We start from the raw sequence: 19,459 nt of genomic DNA on the forward strand, positions 1-19,459 counted from the left end.
TTTCCGCCTTTTTCTTGTCACAATCGGTTAACGCGGCGATAATCAATTCCCTTCTAAAAGGAGGTTTGGGGCGGAATGCGCGCGAATACTTCGAGCCGCATTCCAGGTTTGTATTGCGTAGCTTTTAGCCATCACCATGGGGACAATCCAGAAATGCTGATCCTGGCGCGCCGGCATGTTCGCGGCGCCTCCACCGTCGCGGTGTTTGCGTTGTCCATCGCCTTTCTGGCAGCCTGTGCCGCACCAACGCCAAAGGCGGGGAAGAAGCGGTCCAAGGAATATTTCGCGGAATCGGAATATGGCGTGAAGGCCAGCCCGCGCGTAAGCAACAAGCGCTCCAACCTGCCACGAGGCGGCGGCCGCGACCAACTCGGCCGCCCGTACAAGGTGCGCGGCAAGATGTATTACCCCAAGGAGCAGAAGGATTATGAGGTCGTTGGCCAGGCGTCCTGGTATGGCGATGCATTTCATGGTCGTTTGACCGCAAACGGCGAAATCTACGATCAGACGCACCTGACGGCGGCGCACCCGACCATGCCGCTGCCCAGTTATGCGCGTGTAACCAACGTCGAAACCGGCAGTTCGGTGATCGTGCGCGTCAACGATCGTGGTCCCTATTCGAATGGGCGGGTGATCGACCTGTCCAGACGCGCCGCCGAAATGCTGGACTACATGCATGGCGGCACCGCCAATGTGAAGGTCGAATATGTGGGTCGCGCGCCCCTGGATGGCCAGGACGACCAGTATCTTCTGGCATCCTACCGGCCCGGCAACCGCGCGCCCGATCCTTCCGACGGACTGCCCACAGGCGTGATGATCGCCATGAACGGCCCGATGCCGAGCGCGCGGCCGACACCCGCCTTCCCGTCGGCCGCTTCCGATGTCGTGCCCGTGCAAGCGCCTTTCGGCGAGGCGGTGGCATTCAACACCATCGTCCTGCCGGAGTTCGGCCCCATCGTACCGCCGCGGCCCGAAACCGTTCCGTTCCAATTGGCGAGCATGTCATATGCGGACGAGCGCGTGAGCAGCGCGGCAGACGCATTTGCCGCGATCGATCGCAGCCCTATGTCTGCCGCCGATATTGCGCTCTCCTGGAAACGTCTCAACCCGAATGCCGGTCCGGCCGAGCCTGCGACGGCCTATATTGCAGCAGGCACGTTCGAGACCGCCGCCAAAGCCGACAGCGTTGGGCGTTCGCTTGCCGATCTCGGGCGTGTTTCGCTGGAAAAGTCGGCCGTCGGCGGCGCGACGCTCTACACCGTGAACCTCTATCCCGACGGGCACGCCTCGCTCGACGACATGCTGCAGCATGCCTGGGCCGCCGGGGCACCGGATGCCATGACGGTGCGTTGATCCAGGGCATTCGTTGCAGGGCAAGCGACTTGATCCACCGGCGGTAAGCCTATTTTATTGAAGGGCAGGCAACCAACGAACCAACGGGCTGGGTCGCATGAAATTTCTTCGGCTGTCATCCTTCCTCGCGCTGGCGATAGCTGTCGCGCTGACAATGGCTGCGCCTGCTCAGGCTCAATTGTTCGAAACCAAGGCCAAGGAAGCCTTCATGATCGATGCCGATACCGGCTCGATTCTGTTTTCCAAGAATGCGGACGACCTTATTCCGCCGGCCTCCCTGGCCAAACTGATGACGATGGAAGTCATCTTCAACGCGATCAAGGCGGGGCGTTATACGCTCGACGACACGTTTGCCGTCAGCGAGAACGCATGGCGAAACGGCGGGGCGAAGTCGGGCGGCTCCACCATGTTCGCCGCTCTGAAATCGACCATCCGGCTGGAAGACCTCATTCAGGGCATTGCGGTGCAGTCGGCCAATGACGGCTGTATCATCGTTGCGGAAGGGATAGCCGGAACGGAAGAGAATTTCGCGCAATTGATGACGGAACGTGCACGCGAACTGGGACTTGCGAAGTCCGTTTTCAAGAATTCCACCGGGTTGCCGGCCGACGGTCAGGTCGTCACGGCGCGCGAACTGGTGGAGCTTTCGATGCATCTCTGGCGCGATTATCCGGAATTTTACAAATATTTCGCCGAAAAAGAGTTTACCTGGAACAAGATAACGCAGCGCAACCGCAATCCCTTGCTGGCCATGGACATCGGGGCCGATGGCCTGAAGACCGGTTACACTGAAGATTCAGGTTATGCGCTGGTGGGATCGGTCAGTCGCGACGGCCGCCGCATCTTCGCCGCGCTCAGCGGCCTGACGAGCGACCGCGAGCGTTCGGAGGAAGCACGCAAGCTGCTTGATTGGGGTATGCGCTCCTTCAGGAAGACGGAGCTGTTTGCCGATGGTGACGTGGTCGCGGATGCCGGCGTCTATGGCGGAGCAAAATCCACAGTGCCGCTGAAGGCTAGGGGACCCGTCTCCATCCTTGTGCCGATCACCAATCGCGATCGCCTCACGGCACGCGTCGTCTATGACGGTCCCATCATGGCGCCAGTGGAAGAGGGCACCCAGATCGGCACGCTGCGCGTCATGATCGGCGACACGCTGAGCCAGGAAACACCGCTCTATGCAGCCGCGAGCATTGGCAAGGGCACACTCCACCAGCGCGCGCTCGATGCGGTTGGCGAACTGCTCGTCGGCTGGATGCGTTGATTTCGTAAAAGTGGACGTTTCAGACAGCGCGGCTTATGACACTCCTGCCGGCACACCCGCCGGAAACGAGGAAAACTGGATTTGACGCGCGGGCTTTTCATTACGTTCGAAGGCGGCGAGGGCGCCGGGAAATCGACGCAGATCAAGCGTCTGGCCACCCGGCTGCGCGTAAAGGGCTACGGGCTTACCGTCACCCGCGAGCCCGGAGGCTCGGCCGGAGCGGAAGCGGTGCGGCACGTCATTCTTTCTGGAGCTGCCGAACCGTTCGGACCCAGGATGGAGGCGCTGCTGTTCGCAGCCGCGCGCTCGGATCATATCGAGCAGGTGATACGCCCGGCGATCGAGCGAGGCGACATCGTGCTGTGCGACCGCTTCGTGGATTCCTGGCGTGTTTACCAGGGCGGGGCAGGGATCGATCCCGCGTTCATGGGCGCGGTCGAACGCGTCTCGGTCAACGGCCTGATGCCCGACCTTACCCTGATTTTCGACATCGACCCGGCAGAAGGGCTGCACAGGGCAACCGCGCGCCGCGGCAATGACGTGGCTGATCGCTTCGAAAAGGAGACCCTCGCGATCCATCGGCAAAGGCGTGAAGCGTTTCTGGAGATCGCGCGCCGGGAACCCGAGCGGTGCGTGGTCATCGATGCGGCACAGGACGCGGTTACGGTCGAGAACGCGGTTACGGAGGCGGTTTTCACCGCAGTCGAGGAGCGCTTCGTAACCCCGCGAAACGAGGCGCAGGAGGCATGATGTTTGAACGCATGGCGCCGGAGCAGCACGATACGCTGGACGGCGTGCCGGAGCCTTCCGAAAATCCGCATCTGTTCGGTCATGCCGATATCGCGGATCTGATTGCCGCCGCCTACCGGACCGGCAAGCTGCCGCACGCCCTGCTCCTTGCGGGCCCGCAGGGGATCGGCAAGGCGACGCTGGCGTTTCACCTGGCCTATCACCTGCTCAGGAATCCAACGCCCGCGCAGGCACCTGAAAAACTCGCCACGCCAGATCCTTCATCCTCCCTGTTCCGGCAGATCGCCATGGGCGCGCATCCCGCGATCCTGCATCTGACCCGGCCGCAGAACGACAAGACCAAAACATTCAAGACCGTGCTGACCGTGGACGAGGTTCGCAAGGTCAATCGGTTTCTGTCGATGACATCGCACGACGGCGGCTATCGGGTTGTGATCGTCGATCCGGCGGACGACATGAACACCAATGCCGCCAATGCGTTACTGAAGAATCTTGAGGAACCGCCTGCAAAAACGCTCTTCGTCCTCATCACCCATTCGCCGGGCGCGCTTTTGCCAACGATCCGCTCTCGCTGCCAGACGATCCGGCTGTCGCCGCTCGATCAGGACGATCTCATGCAGGCCCTTGCGTACGCGGAGTCTTCGCCGCCGGACAATGGGGAGGCGCGCCACGCATTGGCGGCGCGGGCAGGGGGCAGCGCGCGCAATGCCATCATCCTCACGCAATATGGCGGGCTGGAGATCGCCGAGGCGCTTGACGGGATTCTGGCCGCTTCACGCCTGGACGTTGCCGGCGCCTACAAGCTGGCCGACGCCGTCGCGGGCAAGGACCGGTCGATCCAGTTCGACATTTTCAACCGCCGCGCTCTCGAACTTCTGTCCGACATGGCAAGTGCGGCGGCGCGGGCCTCGCAGCTTGAACATGCGAAAAGACTGTCGGACACTTGGCAGGACGCCTCGAAAGCTATATTCGAGACGGAAACCTATAATCTGGATCGCAAGCAACACGTTCTGACGATGATCGACCGCCTCCATGCCGTAATGCGAATGTGATGCTCCCCATCCGGGATGGCAAAGGCCGTCCCGATGCGTTATCTGACGCGACATCCTTCCATTTCGACATTTTTGACGGCGCTTCCATGTCACGCGAAAAATTCTACATCACCACCGCCATTGCCTACCCGAACGGCAAGCCGCATATCGGTCACGCCTATGAGCTGATCGCGACCGATGCGCTGGCGCGCTTTCAGCGTCTCGACGGCAAGGACGTGTTCTTCCTGACCGGAACCGACGAGCACGGCATCAAGATGCTGCAGACCGCGCGTAAGGAAGGCATCGCAGTGCGCGACCTGGCCGACCGTAATGCGGCGGAATTCCAGCGCATGGCCGAAGCGCTGAACGCTTCCAACGACGATTTCATCCGCACCTCCCAGCCACATCACTACGAATCCTCGCAGGCGATCTGGAAGGCGATGGCTGCAAAGGGTGACATCTACAAGGGCGGTTACGCCGGCTGGTATTCGGTGCGCGACGAAGCCTATTACGGCGAGGAAGAAACCGAAGTTCGCGTCGACGGCGTGCGCTACGGACCGCAGGGCACCCCTGTCGAATGGGTGGAAGAGGAGAGCTATTTCTTCCGGCTTTCCGACTATCAGGACCGTCTGCTTGCCTTTTACGAGCAGCATCCCAATTTCGTGGGACCGTCCGAGCGCCGCAATGAGGTGGTCAGCTTCGTCAGGTCCGGCCTCAAGGACCTGTCGATTTCCCGTACTACCTTCGATTGGGGCATTCCCGTTCCCGACGACGAAAAGCATGTGATGTATGTGTGGGTTGATGCCTTGACCAACTACATCACCGCCGCCGGCTACCCGGACACCGGTTCCCCACGCTGGCACTATTGGCCGGCGGACGTGCATGTCATCGGCAAGGACATTACCCGGTTCCACGCCATCTACTGGCCGGCCTTCCTGATGTCGGCCGGCATCGAACTGCCCAAGCGCGTGTTCAGCCACGGCTTCGTGTTCAACCGCGGCGAGAAGATGTCGAAGTCGGTCGGCAATGTCATCGATCCGTTCGCGCTGGTTTCGCATTACGGGCTTGATCAGGTTCGCTATTTCCTGCTGCGCGAAGTGCCGTTCGGCCAGGACGGCAACTACAGCCACGAGGCAATCGTCAACCGCACCAATGCCGACCTCGCCAACGATCTGGGCAATCTTGCCCAGCGCTCGCTGTCGATGATCGCGAAGAATGTGGGCGGCGTGGTTCCGGCGCGGGGCGAATTTGCCGACGCCGACAGGGCCATTCTGGACCAGGCCAGCGCAGCGCTCGCGACCGCGCGCAAGGCGATGTCGGAACAGGCGATCCATCAGGCGCTGGCTGCGATCTTCGCGGTGGTGGCCGAGGCAAACCGGTATTTCGCGGGACAGGAGCCCTGGGCGCTGAAGAAGACCGATCCGGCGCGCATGGAGACTGTGCTCTACACCACGGCCGAAACGGTGCGTCGCGTGGCGTTGCTGTGCCAGCCCTACATCCCGCAGTCGGCAGCCAAGCTGCTCGACCTGCTAGCGGTGCCCGAAGACGCGCGCGGATTCGACCGGGTGGCAGATGAGCACGCGCTTGTGCCGGGTGCCGCTCTGCCTGCGCCGGAGCCTGTCTTTCCGCGCTATGTCGAACCGGCGCCGGCGGCGTGAGGCGACATGCTGGTCGATAGCCACTGCCATCTCGATTTCCCGGACTTCGCCGAGGAGCGCGCCGACATCGTCGCGCGCGCCCTCGCTGCCGGGGTCGAGCGCATGGTCACCATCTCGACGCGGGTGAAGCAGTTTCCGACCATTCTGGAGATCGCGGAAACCTACGATCCCGTCTACTGCTCCGTCGGCACGCATCCGCACAATGCCGGCGAGGAAGGCGACGTCACTGCCGACCAACTGGTAAAGCTGGCCGAACACCCCAAGGTAGTGGCTATCGGCGAGGCCGGCCTCGACTATTTCTATGACAAGGCACCTCGGGATGCGCAGGCGCGGAGTTTTCGCGCCCATATCGATGCCGCGCGGCGCACCGGACTGCCGCTGGTGATCCATTCGCGCGACGCCGACGACGACATGGCCGCCATTCTGGAAGAAGAAAGCGGGAAGGGGGCCTTTCCCTTCATCCTGCACTGTTTCTCTTCGGGCCGCGCCCTCGCGGAAGCGGGTGTAAAGCTTGGCGGTTACGTTTCGTTTTCAGGCATTCTCACGTTCAAGAAGTCCGAGGAACTGCGCGAAATCGCGGCCGATCTGCCGCTCGACCGCCTTCTTGTGGAGACCGATTCACCCTACCTCGCACCGGTGCCGTTTCGAGGCAAGCGCAACGAACCGGCCTATGTCGCGCATACGGCAAAGGTGCTCGCCGAGACGCTGGGAATGAGCGGCGACGAGATTGCCCGGATCACCACCGACAATTTCTTCCGGCTGTTCAAGAAAATGCCACGCCCAACGCCACAAGGTAGCTGAGGCATGCCGGACCTGCTTCGCCTGACAATTCTCGGCTGCGGCTCCTCTCCGGGCACGCCAAGGATTACCGGCGATTGGGGCAATTGCGACCCGTCCAATCCGAAGAATCGGCGCATGCGCGCCGCGGCCATGGTGGAGCGTGTTTCCGCCAACGGCATCACGCGCGTGGTGATCGACACCGGACCGGATTTTCGCGACCAGATGTTGATGGCGGGCGTGAAGCGGATCGATGCCGTGCTCTACACGCATCCGCATGCCGACCACATCCACGGCATCGATGACCTGCGCGGCTATGTGCTGGAGCAGAAGCAACTCGTGGACATCCATGCTGACCAGCCGACGCTGGACCGGCTCCATGAGGCGTTCGGATATTGCTTCAAGACGCCGGTGGGCAGTTCCTATCCGCCGATCCTGCGCGCTCACGAGATCGAGCATTCAGACCCCGTGATCATAGAAGGAGAGGGGGGTGCCCTCACCTTCACGCCACTGCCGCAGATCCATGGCGACATCATTTCACTCGGCTTTCGTGTCGGGCCGCTCGCCTATTGCTCGGACGTCTCCCACTTCCCGCCGGCCACGGCCGAACTCATGCAGGACCTGGAATTTCTGGTGGTCGACGCCTTGCAATATCGGCCGCATCCAAGCCACCTTTCGCTTGGCGAAGCGCTGGAATGGATCGAGCAGCTGAAGCCCAAGCGCGCGGTGCTGACGCATATGCATGTGCCGCTGGACTATGCGACCGTCGCGGCCGAAACGCCGGACCATGTGGAGCCGGCATGGGATGGAATGGTTCTGGAAATTCCTTTGGAAACAATGTGAAATAGAAGGAAGCTTACACATGGCCGGAAGTATCGATCGCGTCACCGAAGCCGCTGCGGCAGCCGGGTTGGAGATCGAGATACGCCGCATGGGAGCTTCGACCCGAACCGCAGGGGAAGCTGCGGAACAATGCGGATGCACGGCGGCCCAGATCGTGAAATCGCTGATTTTCCAGGGCGAACACAGCGGAAAGCTCTATCTGTTCCTGGTTTCCGGACCCAACCAGCTCGATCTCGGTAAGGCCGGAGCGTTGGTGTCGGAGACGCTGAAGCGAGCCGACCCGCGCCACATCCGTGACGAAACCGGCTTTGCCATAGGCGGCGTTTCGCCGATCGGCCATCTGATCGAAATCCCGGCATTCGCGGATCAGACCTTGCTGGCCTTCGGCACGGTCTGGGCGGCAGCCGGCGCGCATGACGCCGTGTTCGCGGCCGAACCAAAGGCTTTGCTTGCGGCCGCGCAAGCCAGGGTGGCCGACCTCGCGGCCTGACCGGTGCCAATCATGGACTTGGCTTCAGGATCGGTGTAGTCGCCCCCATTCTATCGCATAAGTTCCATAATCTATCTTATGCGACTTTTTGATGCCGATGAAGAGGCTCCACCTCAAGCCCTGCTGGCAACGAAATCCATGAGACCGCCATGCGCGTCCGACAGACTTTCAACAGACTCGCTCAGCGCGCCTTCGGAAAGCTCTGACGATAACGGCGCGGCGTCATACCCTTCAGCGTCAGGAACTGGCGATTGAAGTTCGCGAGCGACGTGTAGCCCACGGCCTCGGCAATGTGTGCGATCGGCCGTGAACTGGCCGAAAGCATGGCGCAGGCCTCGCCGATCTTCAGGCGCATGATGTAGTCCGTTACCGAAAGCTGCGTATGGCGGCGGAACAGTCGATGCAGCCCGGACGGGCTGAGCGCCGCGACATCGGCAAGTTCGGCCAGAGACAAGCCCGAGGCATAATTCAGATGGATATGATCGAGTACGCGGTCGATGCGCGTGCGATCGCTGCCATCGGCCACCGGGACGCTTCTGGGGCTCGCAAGCGGTTCGGCGACGCTATCCTGTGCCAGTGCATTCAGCACTCGCATCAGGCTCACGAGTCGTTCGTCCGCCGGTTGCGTGAACAGGTCCTCTATGATCGGCCGAACATACTCGGCATGTTGTTTGGAGAACCTGAGTCCGGTGGATGCGCGTTCCACCATTGCCGATACGGGACGAAGCTCCACGAAGGTTTCGGCCATGCCGCGCACCCATTCGGGCAGAAACCACATGACGAGCGCCACATGCGGCCTTTCCGGATCGATCTTCTCTGTCGAGTTCCAGCTATGCGGCAGGTTCGGGCCGATCAGCACCAGATCGCCGTCGTCATAGCTGCCTATGTGATCGCCGATGAAGCGCTGCCCGCGCGAATTCAGCGTCAGCGTCAACTCCAGTTCGGGATGATGATGCCACTGGAACGGAATCTCGTCGTCGAGCCTGCGGTTGAGCATGGCCCAGGACGTGCCCGGTTGCGGCTGCAATTTCTCCAGAAAGGGTTTCATTCTGAATTTACCACCCAGAAAACGCCAGAACAGTATCAGAACCGGCTTTGCCAGTACAACTTCCCTGCCCTGCTCGAACTAGGATTCTCCCATCGCATTTCGTTTGAGCGGAGGAACCCATGGCACACGCTACCGACCTGAAGAAGGACGCCCACCCGACGTCGAGGAATGTCACGGTGCAACTCAAGGACATCAGGAAGAAGCTGCCGCTCCGTGTGCTCAGCGAAGACGATTGGCGGCACTGGATCACCAGGGGTTATGTGATCGTGCGCAACGCCGTGCCGCAGGAGAATGTCCAGCGGCTTATCGATCTTCTCTGGGAGTTCGATGAAAAGGACCCCAACGACCCGTCCACATGGTATGCCCCGCAGCGCCGGGACCATATGATGAAGGAGCTGAACGGCGCCGGCATGGTGGAAATCTACAATCACCAATATCTGTGGGATAATCGGCAGGTGCAGCGCGTCTACGACGCCTTTGTCGACATCTGGGACCGTGAAGATCTCTGGGTCGCGATCGATCGCGCCAATCTCAATCCGCCGAAGAAAGCGCCGGGCAACCCCAACGGGTTCATCCATTGGGACAGCGACACCTCGCTACGCCCTCTCCCCATCGGCGTTCAGGGCGTGCTTTCGCTGGTCAGGCAGGATGGCGACATAGGCGGCTTCCAGTGCATTCCCGAGCTGTTCGAGAATTTCGATGAATGGGTGAAAACCCAGCCCGCCGATCGCGATCCGCATCACCCCGATCTGAGCGGCCTGACGGTCACCAACATCGAGATGGAGCCGGGCGATCTCATGATCTTCAACACGCTTCTGGCCCATGGCGTGCGGCCGAACCACTCGAAGGATCGCGTGCGCATGGCGCAGTATATTTCGATGTTCCCTGCCGACGAGGACGATCTCGAAGAGCGCGAGGCGCGTATCCATTCATGGCGTGAGCGCGAGGCGCCGAAACGCGCCGCCTTTCCCGGCGATCCGCGCGACTGGGAAAAGAAGAATGCAAGAACGGCCGAACTGAATCCGCTCGGCCGCAAGCTGCTGGGGCTCGATAGCTGGCAATGAACTGAAAAAAGCAGGCTTGCTCCACGCAAGTCCGGCTGCGCTGGTCAGGCCTTGCCGTGGATGAAGCGGTCATAGTCCGAGACGAGGAGGTGGAGCGGCGCTTCATCCTCCTCGATCTGCGAAAAACGGCCGATCGGCTCGGCAAAGATGTTGTCGGTCAGGTCGTCATTCACGGTCGAAACCTCACCGATCAGCACGTCGCCCCCCTCGCCCCAGAACGCGTGCCAGACACCCGGCATCAACGTCACGCTCTCGCCGGGATCGAGCTTCAGCAAGCCGCCGGCGGGAAGCCTGCGGATGACGCCGTCGGTCGGCACGACAACCTCGCGATGGTGGTCGATCCCGCCCTCCTCGTCAGGCATGAACAACTCCAGCACCAGCTTGCCGCCGCCCCGATTGATGATGTCCTCCGCCTTCACGACGTGGCGATGCATCGGCGAAAGCTGGTTCTTGCGGGAAATCATGATCTTTTCGGCATAGAGCATGCCGCCGCCGCGCGAGAGGTCTTCGGCGCGGCCGTTGCGCACCGTGAAGAGAAACAGGCCAAGCTGGTCATATTTGCCCAGGCCGTAGTCGGTGATGTCCCAGCCGAGCCGTGCGTCCAAAATGCCGGCCGGCTGCCGATTCTTTAGCTCCTCCGGTGACCAATAGGCGAAGGGCGGCATCACATAGCCGAAGGAACGGATGAACGCGTCTCCCTCACGGATGATTTCGTTGACGCGGGAACGCTTCATGGCAGGGTCCTTATTGATTCCTTGGCGGCTCAGGCGATCCGCAGGCCGCTGGCCGGATCGAAAAAGACGGCCTTGTCGAGATTGAAGGCCAGTTTTGCGCGCTTGCCGGCGGCGACGTTGGCGTCGGCGCGCAGGCGGGCGGTCACATGCTTCTGGCCAAGGCGCGTGACAGCGAAAGTGTCGGAACCCGCGGGTTCAACCACTTCGATCAGACATTCGCTTTCGACGATGTCCCTGGCGTTGCGGTCGGCTCCGTCGCGATCCGTCAGCGCCTCCGGCCGAATGCCGAAGATCACTTCCTTGCCGTCATGCGCGGACAGGCCCGAAGGCGCATTCGGCACACCGAGAACGAGCGGCTCCTGATCCTCCCGATGCGTGGAGATCGTCACGCCCGAGCCATTCTGCGAAATCTTGACCGGAATGAGGTTCATGGCCGGTGAGCCCATGAAGTCGGCCACGAAGAGATTGGCGGGGTTGTTGTAGATTTCGGCAGGCGTGCCGGATTGCTGCAGCACGCCATCCTTCAGCACCGCGATCTTGGTGGCCAGGGTCATCGCCTCGATCTGGTCATGCGTGACATAGACGATGGTCGTGCCCATGCGCTGGTGCAGGCGCTTGATCTCTGTGCGCATGTCGACGCGCAGCTTGGCATCGAGGTTGGACAGCGGCTCGTCGAACAGGAAGACCTGCGGCTTGCGCACCAGCGCCCGGCCAATGGCGACGCGCTGCCGCTGGCCGCCGGAGAGCTGGCTCGGCTTGCGGTCGAGCAGATGGCCGATCTGCAGCATCTCGGCGACCGACGCGATCGCCTGCGCGCGCTCGGGCTTCGGCACGCCACGGATTTCCATGCCGAAGCCGATATTTCCGGCCACTGTCATGTTCGGATAGAGCGCATAGGACTGGAACACCATCGCAATATCGCGCTGCGAGGGATGCAGCCCGTCGATCACCCTGCCCCCGATGCTGATCGAGCCGCCGGTGATCGTCTCCAGGCCGGCAATGGAATTGAGCAGCGTGGATTTGCCGCATCCGGACGGTCCGACGAGCACAAGGAAACCGCCCTCCTCCACGTCGAGGTCTATGCCCTTCAACACCTTCACATTGCCGAAGGCTTTTTCGAGGTTGCGGATCTGCAGAAACGACATGCGATCTATCTCTTCAATCTCAGCATCGGTTTTTCCGAAAACCGGGTTTGGTCCGATGCCCTAGCCTTTCACCGCGCCGGCCATGAGCCCGCGCACGAAATAGCGACCCGACACGATGTAGACCACCAGTGTCGGCAGCGCCGCCAGGATCGCCCCAGCGAAATGGACATTGTATTCCTTCACTCCGCTCGACGACGAAACGAGGTTGTTCAGCGCCACCGTCATCGGCTGGGACTTGAAGTCGCCGAACGAGACGCCAAACAGGAAGTCGTTCCAGATATTGGTGAACTGCCAGATCACCGTCACAACGATGATCGGGCCGGAGGACGGCAGCAGGATGCGCCAGAATATCTGGAAGAAGCTGGCGCCATCGATTTGCGCGGCCTTCACCAATTCGGTCGGGAACGCCGCATAGTAGTTGCGGAAGAACAGCGTGGTGAAGCCGAGGCCATAGGCGACGTGGATCAGGATCAGCCCTCGCGTGGTGCCGGCAAGGCCCAGCATGCCCAGCACGCGCGCGGCAGGGATGAGCGCGATCTGGAACGGGATGAAGCAGGCCAGAAGCATCATGCCGAAGACGACGTTGTCTCCGCGAAAGCGCCACTTGGTCAGCACAAACCCATTCAACGCGCCGAGCAGCGTCGAAATCGCGACGGCGGGCACAGCCATCAGGATCGAGTTGACGAAGTAGGGTTTGAGGCCCGTCGCCTGCACGCCCACCTGAGCGGTCGACCAGGCGGTGAACCACGGCTCGAGTGTGAATTGCCTCGGCAGGGCGAGCATGTTGCCCTCGCGGATTTCGGCAAGCGGTTTCACCGAGTTCACCAGCATCACGTAGAGCGGCAGCAGATAGTAGATCGCAAACAGGATCAGCACGATATAGATCAGCCCGCGTACGAGCCGGTTCACCTGCGTTGCATTGTCGGAGGACGGCAGGCTCATTAGCGCGGCCCTCCCCGCAGTTCCGAATAGAGATACGGGATGATGATTGAGAAGATCATGATGAGCATGATCACTGCCGAGGAGGCGCCGATGCCCATCTGGTTGCGGGTGAAGGTATAGGAATACATGAAAGTTGCGGGCAGTTCGGTCGCCTGCCCCGGCCCGCCGCCGGTCAACGCCACCACGAGGTCGTAAGACTTGATGGCGAGATGCGCCAGCACCACGAAGGCCGACAGGAACACCGGCCGCATCAGCGGGATGATGATGCGGCGATAGATGGTCATGGTCGAGGCGCCGTCGATCTGCGCCGCCTTGATGATCTCGTTGTCCACACCGCGCAGGCCCGCCAGAAACATCGCCATGACAAAGCCCGACGACTGCCAGACGGCGGCCATGACCACCGTGTAGATCGCCAGGTTTCGATCCTTGATCCAGGTGAAGGAAAAGCTCTCCCAGCCCCACAGATGCATGGTGTTCTCAAGCCCTATTCCGGGATCGAGGAACCATTTCCATGCCGTGCCGGTGACGATGAAGGACAGCGCCATCGGGTAGAGATAGATCGGCCGCAGAAAACCTTCCGCCCTGATCTTCTGGTCGAGCAGGATGGCAACAAGCAGCCCGAACACTGAACAGATGACTATGTAGAGGATACCGAAAATGGCGAGGTTGGTCAGCGCACGCCACCAGTGCGGCAGTTTCCACAGCTTCACATAGTTCTCGAAGCCGACCAGTCCGTAGGACGGCAGCATCTTGGAATCCGTCACCGACAGATAGCCGGTATAGAGGATGAAGGCGTAGACGAAGAGCAGGATCATCGCGAAGCTCGGCGCGAGCACGAGCTTCGGCACGATCGACTGCAACTGGTTGCGTGTAAGCATGGTCCGTCACTCTGCAACCGTGGGCGCGGCGACGCCGGATTGCCTTGGAAAAACAGGAGCATCCGGACGGTCGCTCATGATGCCCGAAAGGTTGCCGGCGGCGCCCTTTGCTACCGCCGGCAGGTTAGCCTCACTGCGCGGCGGCAACCGCGGCGGCGAGTTCGGCCGGTGCCTCGTCGGTCGACAGGTCGCCGTTGAAGTGGCGCGTGATCACGTCATACATCGCGTTCTTGATGGATGCCGGCACGGCATGGCCATGCGCCATGGAACCGAACAGCGTGCCCTTCTCGTTGGCTTCGGCGAGATCCTTGATGCCCTTCTTGCCGCAATCGTCGAAATCGGTGTCCGGAACGTCCGTGCGGGCCGGAACCGAGCCCTTCACCACGTTGAAGGCCGACTGGAACTTCGGGTCCTCGATGGCCGAGGCCATCAGAAGTTGCGCTTTCTGCTTGTCCTCGCCGACCTTGAACATCATGAACTGGTCGGAGTTGAAGGTGACGGCGCCCTGCGTGCCGGGGAAGCGGATGCAGACGAAGTCCGTGCCCGGCTTCTGGCCGGCCTTGAGGAACTCGCCCTTGGCCCAGTCGCCCATCATCTGCGCGCCGGCCTTACCTTCGATGACCATGGCCGAAGCGAGGTTCCAGTCGCGGCCGGAGAAGTTGTCGTCGACGTAGGAGCGCAGCTTCTCCATGCGGCTGAAAGCTTCCTTCATCTTGTCGCCGCTGAGCGCCGCCGGATCGAGATCGATCATGGATTCCTTGTAGAAATCCGTGCCAAGCGACAGCACCACGGCGTCGAACAGGGTCGCGTCCTGCCAGGGCTGGCCGCCATGGGCGAGCGGCGTGATGCCGTTTGCCTTCATCTTGTCGAGCATGGCGACGAATTCATCCCAGTTCTGGGGTTCCTTGCCGCCGGCCGCGTCCATCGCCTTCTTGTTGATCCACACCCAGTTGGTGGAGTGGACGTTCACAGGTGCCGCGATCCACTTGCCATCGAATTTCGAGAAATTCTGCAGCGCGGTCGGGATCACCTTGTCCCAGCCTTCCGCATTGGCGACTTCGCCGAGATCGCCGACGACGCCCTGCTTGGCCCAGTCGGTGATGTCGAAGCCCAGCGCCTGCACCGCGGTAGGTGGATTACCGGCGGTGACGCGGGCGCGCAACGCCGTCATGGCCTGCTCGCCGCCACCACCGGCCACCGGCATGTCGGACCAGGTGACGCCCTTCGATTCAAGATCCTTTTTCAGCACGTCCAGTGCTGCGGCCTCACCGCCCGACGTCCACCAGTGCAACACCTCCACATTATCGGCGGCCCGGGCTGCCCCGGATGCAAAGGCGATAAGCGCCACGCTTGCGGCAAGCTTCGTGATTGTACGCAGTGACATGAAATCCTCCCAGATTGCATGGCGGCGATTGCGCCAGCTTTCAATTTATAACGATATAAATCAGGCAGGTGTCAAGCCATCTGCCGACGGACCAACCCAAACAGCCACAACCCGTTGAAAGACATCGCTTTAACTGAAATGAAGCGAATGTGGAGACGGCTATTGAACTTCACACGGCCAGATTTATAACGTTATAAATGCGCGGGATTCAGGCCGCGCTGTAGCTGCATGAGGCAATTGGTGGACGGAAACGACAGAAATGGCAGGCGCGAGACCGGCGACGAAACCGCGGCCAAGCCGACGCTGCGCACCATAGCCGAGATCACCGGGCTGGCTGTAACCACGGTTTCGCGCGCCTTGGGCGGAGCGCCGCAGATCGCGCTGGAGACCCGACGCAAGGTGCGACAGGTAGCCGAAGAAATCGGCTACCTGCCCGACCGCGCCGCGCAGAGACTGAGGACCGGACGAACGAATGTGGTCACGCTCGTGCTGGACCCGCATGAGGAGATATTGGGCTTCAGCACCTCGCTGATCCGCGGATTGACGGAGGCGTTGCGAGATACGTCATATCATCTTGTTATCACACCGCATTTTGCCAATGTCCCGAGCCTCGACCCTGTGCGTCACATCATGCGCAACAAGATGGCTGACGGCATCGTGTTCTCGCGAACCGAACCGTTCGACGAGCGGGTGAAACTGCTCATCGAGCATGATTTTCCGTTCATCTGCCATGGGCGAACGGAACTTGGCACACCCCATGCCTATGTCGATTTCGACAATTTCACCTTCGCCTATCAAGCGACGAAAAGGTTGATCGCCAGGGGAGCGAAGCGATTGGCAATCATCCTGCCGCCCCGACGTTTCACTTTTTTCCAGCACGTTCAATACGGCTTCATGAGCGCGGTGCGCGAAAGCGGCGTCGCGTTCGAGATCATCGAGGACGTGGACCTCGACAGCCCCGCGACCCAAATTCAAGCAAGCGTCTTCGCGCGCATGGGAGAGCCGAGCGCGCCTGACGGTTATGTCTGCGGCGGCGAGGTTTCCGCACTCGCGATCATGGCAGCGATCAGCGACCGCGGGCTAAGGCCGGGCGTGGATATCGGCATCGTCGCAAAGCAGACCTCAGGGCTTTTCAATCTGGTTCGTCCGCAGGTCGATACGATCTATGAGGATATCGCCGACGCTGGCCTGAACATGGGGCGCATGCTTCTCGCAGCGATTGGCGGACGAGATCCTGCGGACCTGCACATGCTGCAGGCACCGCAACTCAATTTCGTTGCGCCCGACTGATGCATGGGCTTTAACGGCGCGAATGGTCGGCGGATTGTGGACGACACCAAAACCTCGCAAGCCGTCAGTGTTTCTTACAGCATCTTCGGGTTAGCCTCAGTTCATGCAACCTTCCAAAGACATTTCGCGCCTCATCCAGATCATGGCCGCGCTGCGCGATCCCGCCAGCGGCTGCCCGTGGGACATAGAGCAGAATTTCGATTCGATCGTGCCTTATACGATCGAGGAAGCCTATGAGGTTGCCGATGCGATCTTGCGCGGCGATTTCGACGATCTGCGCCAGGAACTGGGCGACCTTCTATTGCAGGTCGTCTATCACGCGCAGATGGCCAAAGAGATCGGCGAGTTCGACTTCGGTGACGTGGTGGAGGCCGTAACCACCAAGATGATCCGCCGACATCCGCATGTATTCGGCGACGAGCAGGCGCGTGGCGCCGGCATGGCCAAGGGCATGTGGGAGGCGATCAAGGCCGAGGAAAAATCGGAGAAGCGCAGCGCCCGACTGGCACGCGGGCTCGATCCGGAGGACCACGGCAGCGGTTTCCTCGACGGCGTCCCGATCGCATTCCCTGCTCTCACCCGCGCCCTGAAACTGCAGGAAAAGGCGGCGCGCGTCGGCTTCGACTGGAAGGACGCCGGCCCGATCCTGGACAAGATCGAAGAAGAAATCGGCGAATTGCGCGAAGCGATGAGCAAGGGCGAGCGCGCGGCAGTCCAAGACGAGTTCGGCGACGTACTGTTTGCGCTGGTCAATTTTGGCCGGCACCTTGATCTCGACTCGGAAGCCGCCTTGACCGGCACGAACGAAAAGTTCCGCAGTCGCTTCCACCACGTCGAACGCGCGCTCAGGGAAAGCGGACGCAGCCTTGAGGAAGCGAGCCTCGATCAAATGGAAGAACTCTGGCAGCAGGCCAAGAAGGCCGAATAGCTCAGTCGCCGCTCTTGCGGCGCAGCCTTGTGGCGATCTCGTCGCATGTGGCGGCCGTCGCGGTTATTGAAAGGGTGACGCTGCCGTCCTCATTGTCCGACCGGCTCGTCACGTCGCCATTGCGATAGAGCCAGTCGATCTGACCGAACTGGTCGGGCGTCAGCTTCACGGTGATCGACCTGAGTTCGCCGGAAAGGCGTTCCTCGACCAGCGCGGTCAAGACCTCAATGCCCTCTCCGGTGACGGCGGAAACCGCAATCGGGGCGGACTTTTCACCCGCGCTCTCGTCCAGCAAACGTTCGCGGCTGGCTTCGTCGAGGCGATCGATCTTGTTCCAGACCTCCACGATCCGCTTGTCATCGGAAGGATCGACGCCAAGGTCCGTCAGGATACGCTCCACGTCTTCCGCCTGCGCGGCCGTATCAGGGTCCGAAATGTCACGCAGATGGATGATCAGATCCGCCTCCACCACCTCTTCCAGCGTGGCGCGGAAAGCGGCGATGAGATGCGTGGGCAGGTCGGAAATGAAGCCCACGGTATCGGACAGGATGATCGGCGTGCCGTGTGGCAGGCGCACCCGGCGGAGCGTCGGGTCGAGCGTCGCAAACAGCATGTTTTCAGCCAGCACCCCTGCCCCGGTCAGCCGGTTGAAAAGCGTTGACTTGCCGGCATTGGTATAGCCAACGATTGCGACGACGGGGAACGGCACCTTGCGCCGCTTTGCGCGATGCAGGTCGCGGGTGCGGCGTACCGTCTCCAGTTCGCGCTTCAGCTTGACGATCTTTTCCTGAAGCGCGCGCCGGTCCGCCTCGATCTGGGTTTCACCGGGACCACCGAGGAAACCCGCACCGCCGCGCTGGCGCTCCAGGTGGGTCCAGCTTCGCACCAGCCGGCCCTTCTGGTAGTTCAGATGCGCCAGATCGACCTGCAGCGTACCTTCCTTGGTACGCGCCCTTCGGCCAAAGATTTCAAGGATCAGCCCGGTACGATCCAACACCTTGGCGTTGGTTGCCTTTTCCAGGTTGCGCTGCTGGACGGGTGTCAGCGGATGGTCGACTATGACCAGTTCCGCATGCATATCCTTGACGGTTTCGGCGAGTTCGTCAACCTTGCCGCTCCCCAGCAACGTCGCCGGACGCGGATCGTTGACCACGACGATCGAGGTGCTGACGGGATCGAGATCGATCGCCCGCGTCAGCCCTACCGCCTCTTCCAGGCGCGCTTCGGACGACCGCGTCAGGCGCGGTCTATTCGAATCGTCCTCGCCGCGCGGCTGGCGTGTAAGCACCGGCACCACGACAACCGCAGTCGTCGGCTCCTCGTCGGGCCGACGATCTTCACCGGCTTGCCGCGATGAACGTCCGCCGTTCTTGCCCGCGTTCCTGTCCTGAGCCAATCAGGCGCCCTGGTTGTTTTCCTCGCCATCGAACATCTGAACCGGCTGGCTCGGCATGATCGTGGAGATGGCGTGCTTGTAGACAAGCTGGGAATGGCCGTCGCGACGCAGCAACACACAGAAATTGTCAAATGAAGTAACAACGCCAGTCAGTTTGACGCCGTTGATCAGAAAGATCGTCAGTGGGTTCTTGCTTTTACGAACCGAATTCAGGAAGAGATCCTGAAGATTTTGCGTACGTTCCGCCATTTTTCTTATCTTTCACCGACCCTCGTTGGCTCTGCTTGGCAACTGCGCCAAATTTGCTAGCGCATGTCAACCGCACAAATCCACTGTCTTGCCGCCGCACGACAAGCAGAACGAGTTGTTTACTAGCAGTTTCCATCCATGCGGTTATCAGGACAGGGTTTTTTCCGCAACGCCAAAAAGTCCGGCTGCGACAAAAGCATGAGCATGCGAGGCCAGAAACAGAACATAGCGTGCTGAA

The 19,459-nt window shown here is 61.1% G+C and carries 19 protein-coding genes; 11 read left to right on the top strand and 8 right to left on the bottom strand.

Annotated features, from left to right (window positions below; translation table 11 throughout):
• Positions 1-153: 153 nt before the first annotated feature.
• The 8 genes from C7441_RS03375 to C7441_RS03410 all read left to right on the top strand — a co-directional run bounded on the left by C7441_RS03375 (position 154) and on the right by C7441_RS03410 (position 8,163).
• On the top strand, positions 154-1,353 hold the full coding sequence (locus C7441_RS03375; protein WP_109611709.1) for a septal ring lytic transglycosylase RlpA family protein: 1,200 nt from the start codon (positions 154-156) through the stop codon (positions 1,351-1,353).
• 97 nt (positions 1,354-1,450) lie between these two features.
• The gene (locus C7441_RS03380; RefSeq protein WP_109611710.1) at positions 1,451-2,614 is read left to right on the top strand and encodes a D-alanyl-D-alanine carboxypeptidase family protein; all 1,164 of its coding nucleotides are present in this window, start codon (positions 1,451-1,453) and stop codon (positions 2,612-2,614) included.
• Positions 2,615-2,695: 81 nt separating this feature from the next.
• Positions 2,696-3,364 (top strand): dTMP kinase, encoded by a 669-nt coding sequence (gene tmk / locus C7441_RS03385; RefSeq protein ID WP_019171106.1) that lies wholly within the window; start codon positions 2,696-2,698, stop codon positions 3,362-3,364.
• Positions 3,361-4,416, top strand: a complete 1,056-nt coding sequence (locus C7441_RS03390; RefSeq protein ID WP_109611711.1) for a DNA polymerase III subunit delta' — start codon at positions 3,361-3,363, stop codon at positions 4,414-4,416. The genes tmk and C7441_RS03390 overlap by 4 nt, the downstream gene beginning before the upstream one ends.
• Positions 4,417-4,502: 86 nt before the next feature.
• On the top strand, positions 4,503-6,053 hold the full coding sequence (metG, locus tag C7441_RS03395; protein WP_109611908.1) for a methionine--tRNA ligase: 1,551 nt from the start codon (positions 4,503-4,505) through the stop codon (positions 6,051-6,053).
• A 6-nt stretch (positions 6,054-6,059) separates the two neighbouring features.
• Entirely contained in the window at positions 6,060-6,854 is a 795-nt protein-coding gene (locus C7441_RS03400; protein ID WP_109611712.1) for a TatD family hydrolase, read from the top strand.
• Between the two features lie 3 nt (positions 6,855-6,857).
• The gene (locus C7441_RS03405; protein WP_109611713.1) at positions 6,858-7,673 is read left to right on the top strand and encodes an MBL fold metallo-hydrolase; all 816 of its coding nucleotides are present in this window, start codon (positions 6,858-6,860) and stop codon (positions 7,671-7,673) included.
• Positions 7,674-7,692: 19 nt separating this feature from the next.
• Positions 7,693-8,163 (top strand): YbaK/EbsC family protein, encoded by a 471-nt coding sequence (locus C7441_RS03410; protein WP_109611714.1) that lies wholly within the window; start codon positions 7,693-7,695, stop codon positions 8,161-8,163.
• 181 nt (positions 8,164-8,344) lie between these two features.
• On the opposite strand, the gene C7441_RS03415 is transcribed toward C7441_RS03410, so the two are convergent.
• On the bottom strand, positions 8,345-9,211 hold the full coding sequence (locus tag C7441_RS03415) for a helix-turn-helix domain-containing protein (RefSeq protein WP_170124999.1): 867 nt from the start codon (positions 9,209-9,211) through the stop codon (positions 8,345-8,347).
• Positions 9,212-9,330: 119 nt separating this feature from the next.
• Here C7441_RS03415 and C7441_RS03420 point away from each other — a divergent pair, with 119 nt between their 5' ends.
• Positions 9,331-10,275 (top strand): phytanoyl-CoA dioxygenase family protein, encoded by a 945-nt coding sequence (locus C7441_RS03420; RefSeq protein WP_109611715.1) that lies wholly within the window; start codon positions 9,331-9,333, stop codon positions 10,273-10,275.
• A 44-nt stretch (positions 10,276-10,319) separates the two neighbouring features.
• On the opposite strand, the gene C7441_RS03425 is transcribed toward C7441_RS03420, so the two are convergent.
• The 5 genes from C7441_RS03425 to C7441_RS03445 all read right to left on the bottom strand — a co-directional run bounded on the left by C7441_RS03425 (position 10,320) and on the right by C7441_RS03445 (position 15,358).
• Positions 10,320-11,009 carry a D-lyxose/D-mannose family sugar isomerase gene (locus tag C7441_RS03425; RefSeq protein ID WP_109611716.1) on the bottom strand — a complete coding sequence of 230 codons (690 nt, stop codon included), beginning with the start codon at positions 11,007-11,009 and terminating at the stop codon, positions 10,320-10,322.
• A gap of 29 nt (positions 11,010-11,038) precedes the next feature.
• Positions 11,039-12,154, bottom strand: a complete 1,116-nt coding sequence (locus tag C7441_RS03430; protein ID WP_109611717.1) for an ABC transporter ATP-binding protein — start codon at positions 12,152-12,154, stop codon at positions 11,039-11,041.
• 60 nt (positions 12,155-12,214) lie between these two features.
• On the bottom strand, positions 12,215-13,096 hold the full coding sequence (locus tag C7441_RS03435; RefSeq protein ID WP_109611718.1) for a carbohydrate ABC transporter permease: 882 nt from the start codon (positions 13,094-13,096) through the stop codon (positions 12,215-12,217).
• Entirely contained in the window at positions 13,096-13,974 is an 879-nt protein-coding gene (locus C7441_RS03440; protein WP_109611719.1) for a carbohydrate ABC transporter permease, read from the bottom strand. The genes C7441_RS03435 and C7441_RS03440 overlap by 1 nt, the downstream gene beginning before the upstream one ends.
• A gap of 130 nt (positions 13,975-14,104) precedes the next feature.
• Positions 14,105-15,358 (bottom strand): ABC transporter substrate-binding protein, encoded by a 1,254-nt coding sequence (locus C7441_RS03445; RefSeq protein WP_109611720.1) that lies wholly within the window; start codon positions 15,356-15,358, stop codon positions 14,105-14,107.
• Between the two features lie 240 nt (positions 15,359-15,598).
• Between C7441_RS03445 and C7441_RS03450 the strand changes: the two genes are divergently transcribed.
• Together C7441_RS03450 and mazG are read left to right on the top strand one after the other, a co-directional pair.
• Entirely contained in the window at positions 15,599-16,648 is a 1,050-nt protein-coding gene (locus tag C7441_RS03450) for a LacI family transcriptional regulator (protein ID WP_109611910.1), read from the top strand.
• 103 nt (positions 16,649-16,751) lie between these two features.
• The gene (mazG, locus tag C7441_RS03455; RefSeq protein WP_109611721.1) at positions 16,752-17,576 is read left to right on the top strand and encodes a nucleoside triphosphate pyrophosphohydrolase; all 825 of its coding nucleotides are present in this window, start codon (positions 16,752-16,754) and stop codon (positions 17,574-17,576) included.
• Position 17,577: 1 nt separating this feature from the next.
• On the opposite strand, the gene hflX is transcribed toward mazG, so the two are convergent.
• Both hflX and hfq read right to left on the bottom strand, forming a co-directional pair.
• Complete coding sequence (gene hflX, locus C7441_RS03460; protein ID WP_109611722.1) at positions 17,578-18,972, bottom strand: GTPase HflX; 1,395 nt, start codon at positions 18,970-18,972, stop codon at positions 17,578-17,580.
• Positions 18,973-19,221: an RNA chaperone Hfq gene (gene hfq / locus C7441_RS03465; protein ID WP_019173463.1), complete on the bottom strand. Its 249-nt coding sequence runs from the start codon at positions 19,219-19,221 to the stop codon at positions 18,973-18,975.
• Between the last annotated feature and the right edge of the window lie 238 nt (positions 19,222-19,459).

This window comes from Pseudaminobacter salicylatoxidans, assembly GCF_003148475.1.
GTDB lineage: Bacteria > Pseudomonadota > Alphaproteobacteria > Rhizobiales > Rhizobiaceae > Pseudaminobacter > Pseudaminobacter salicylatoxidans.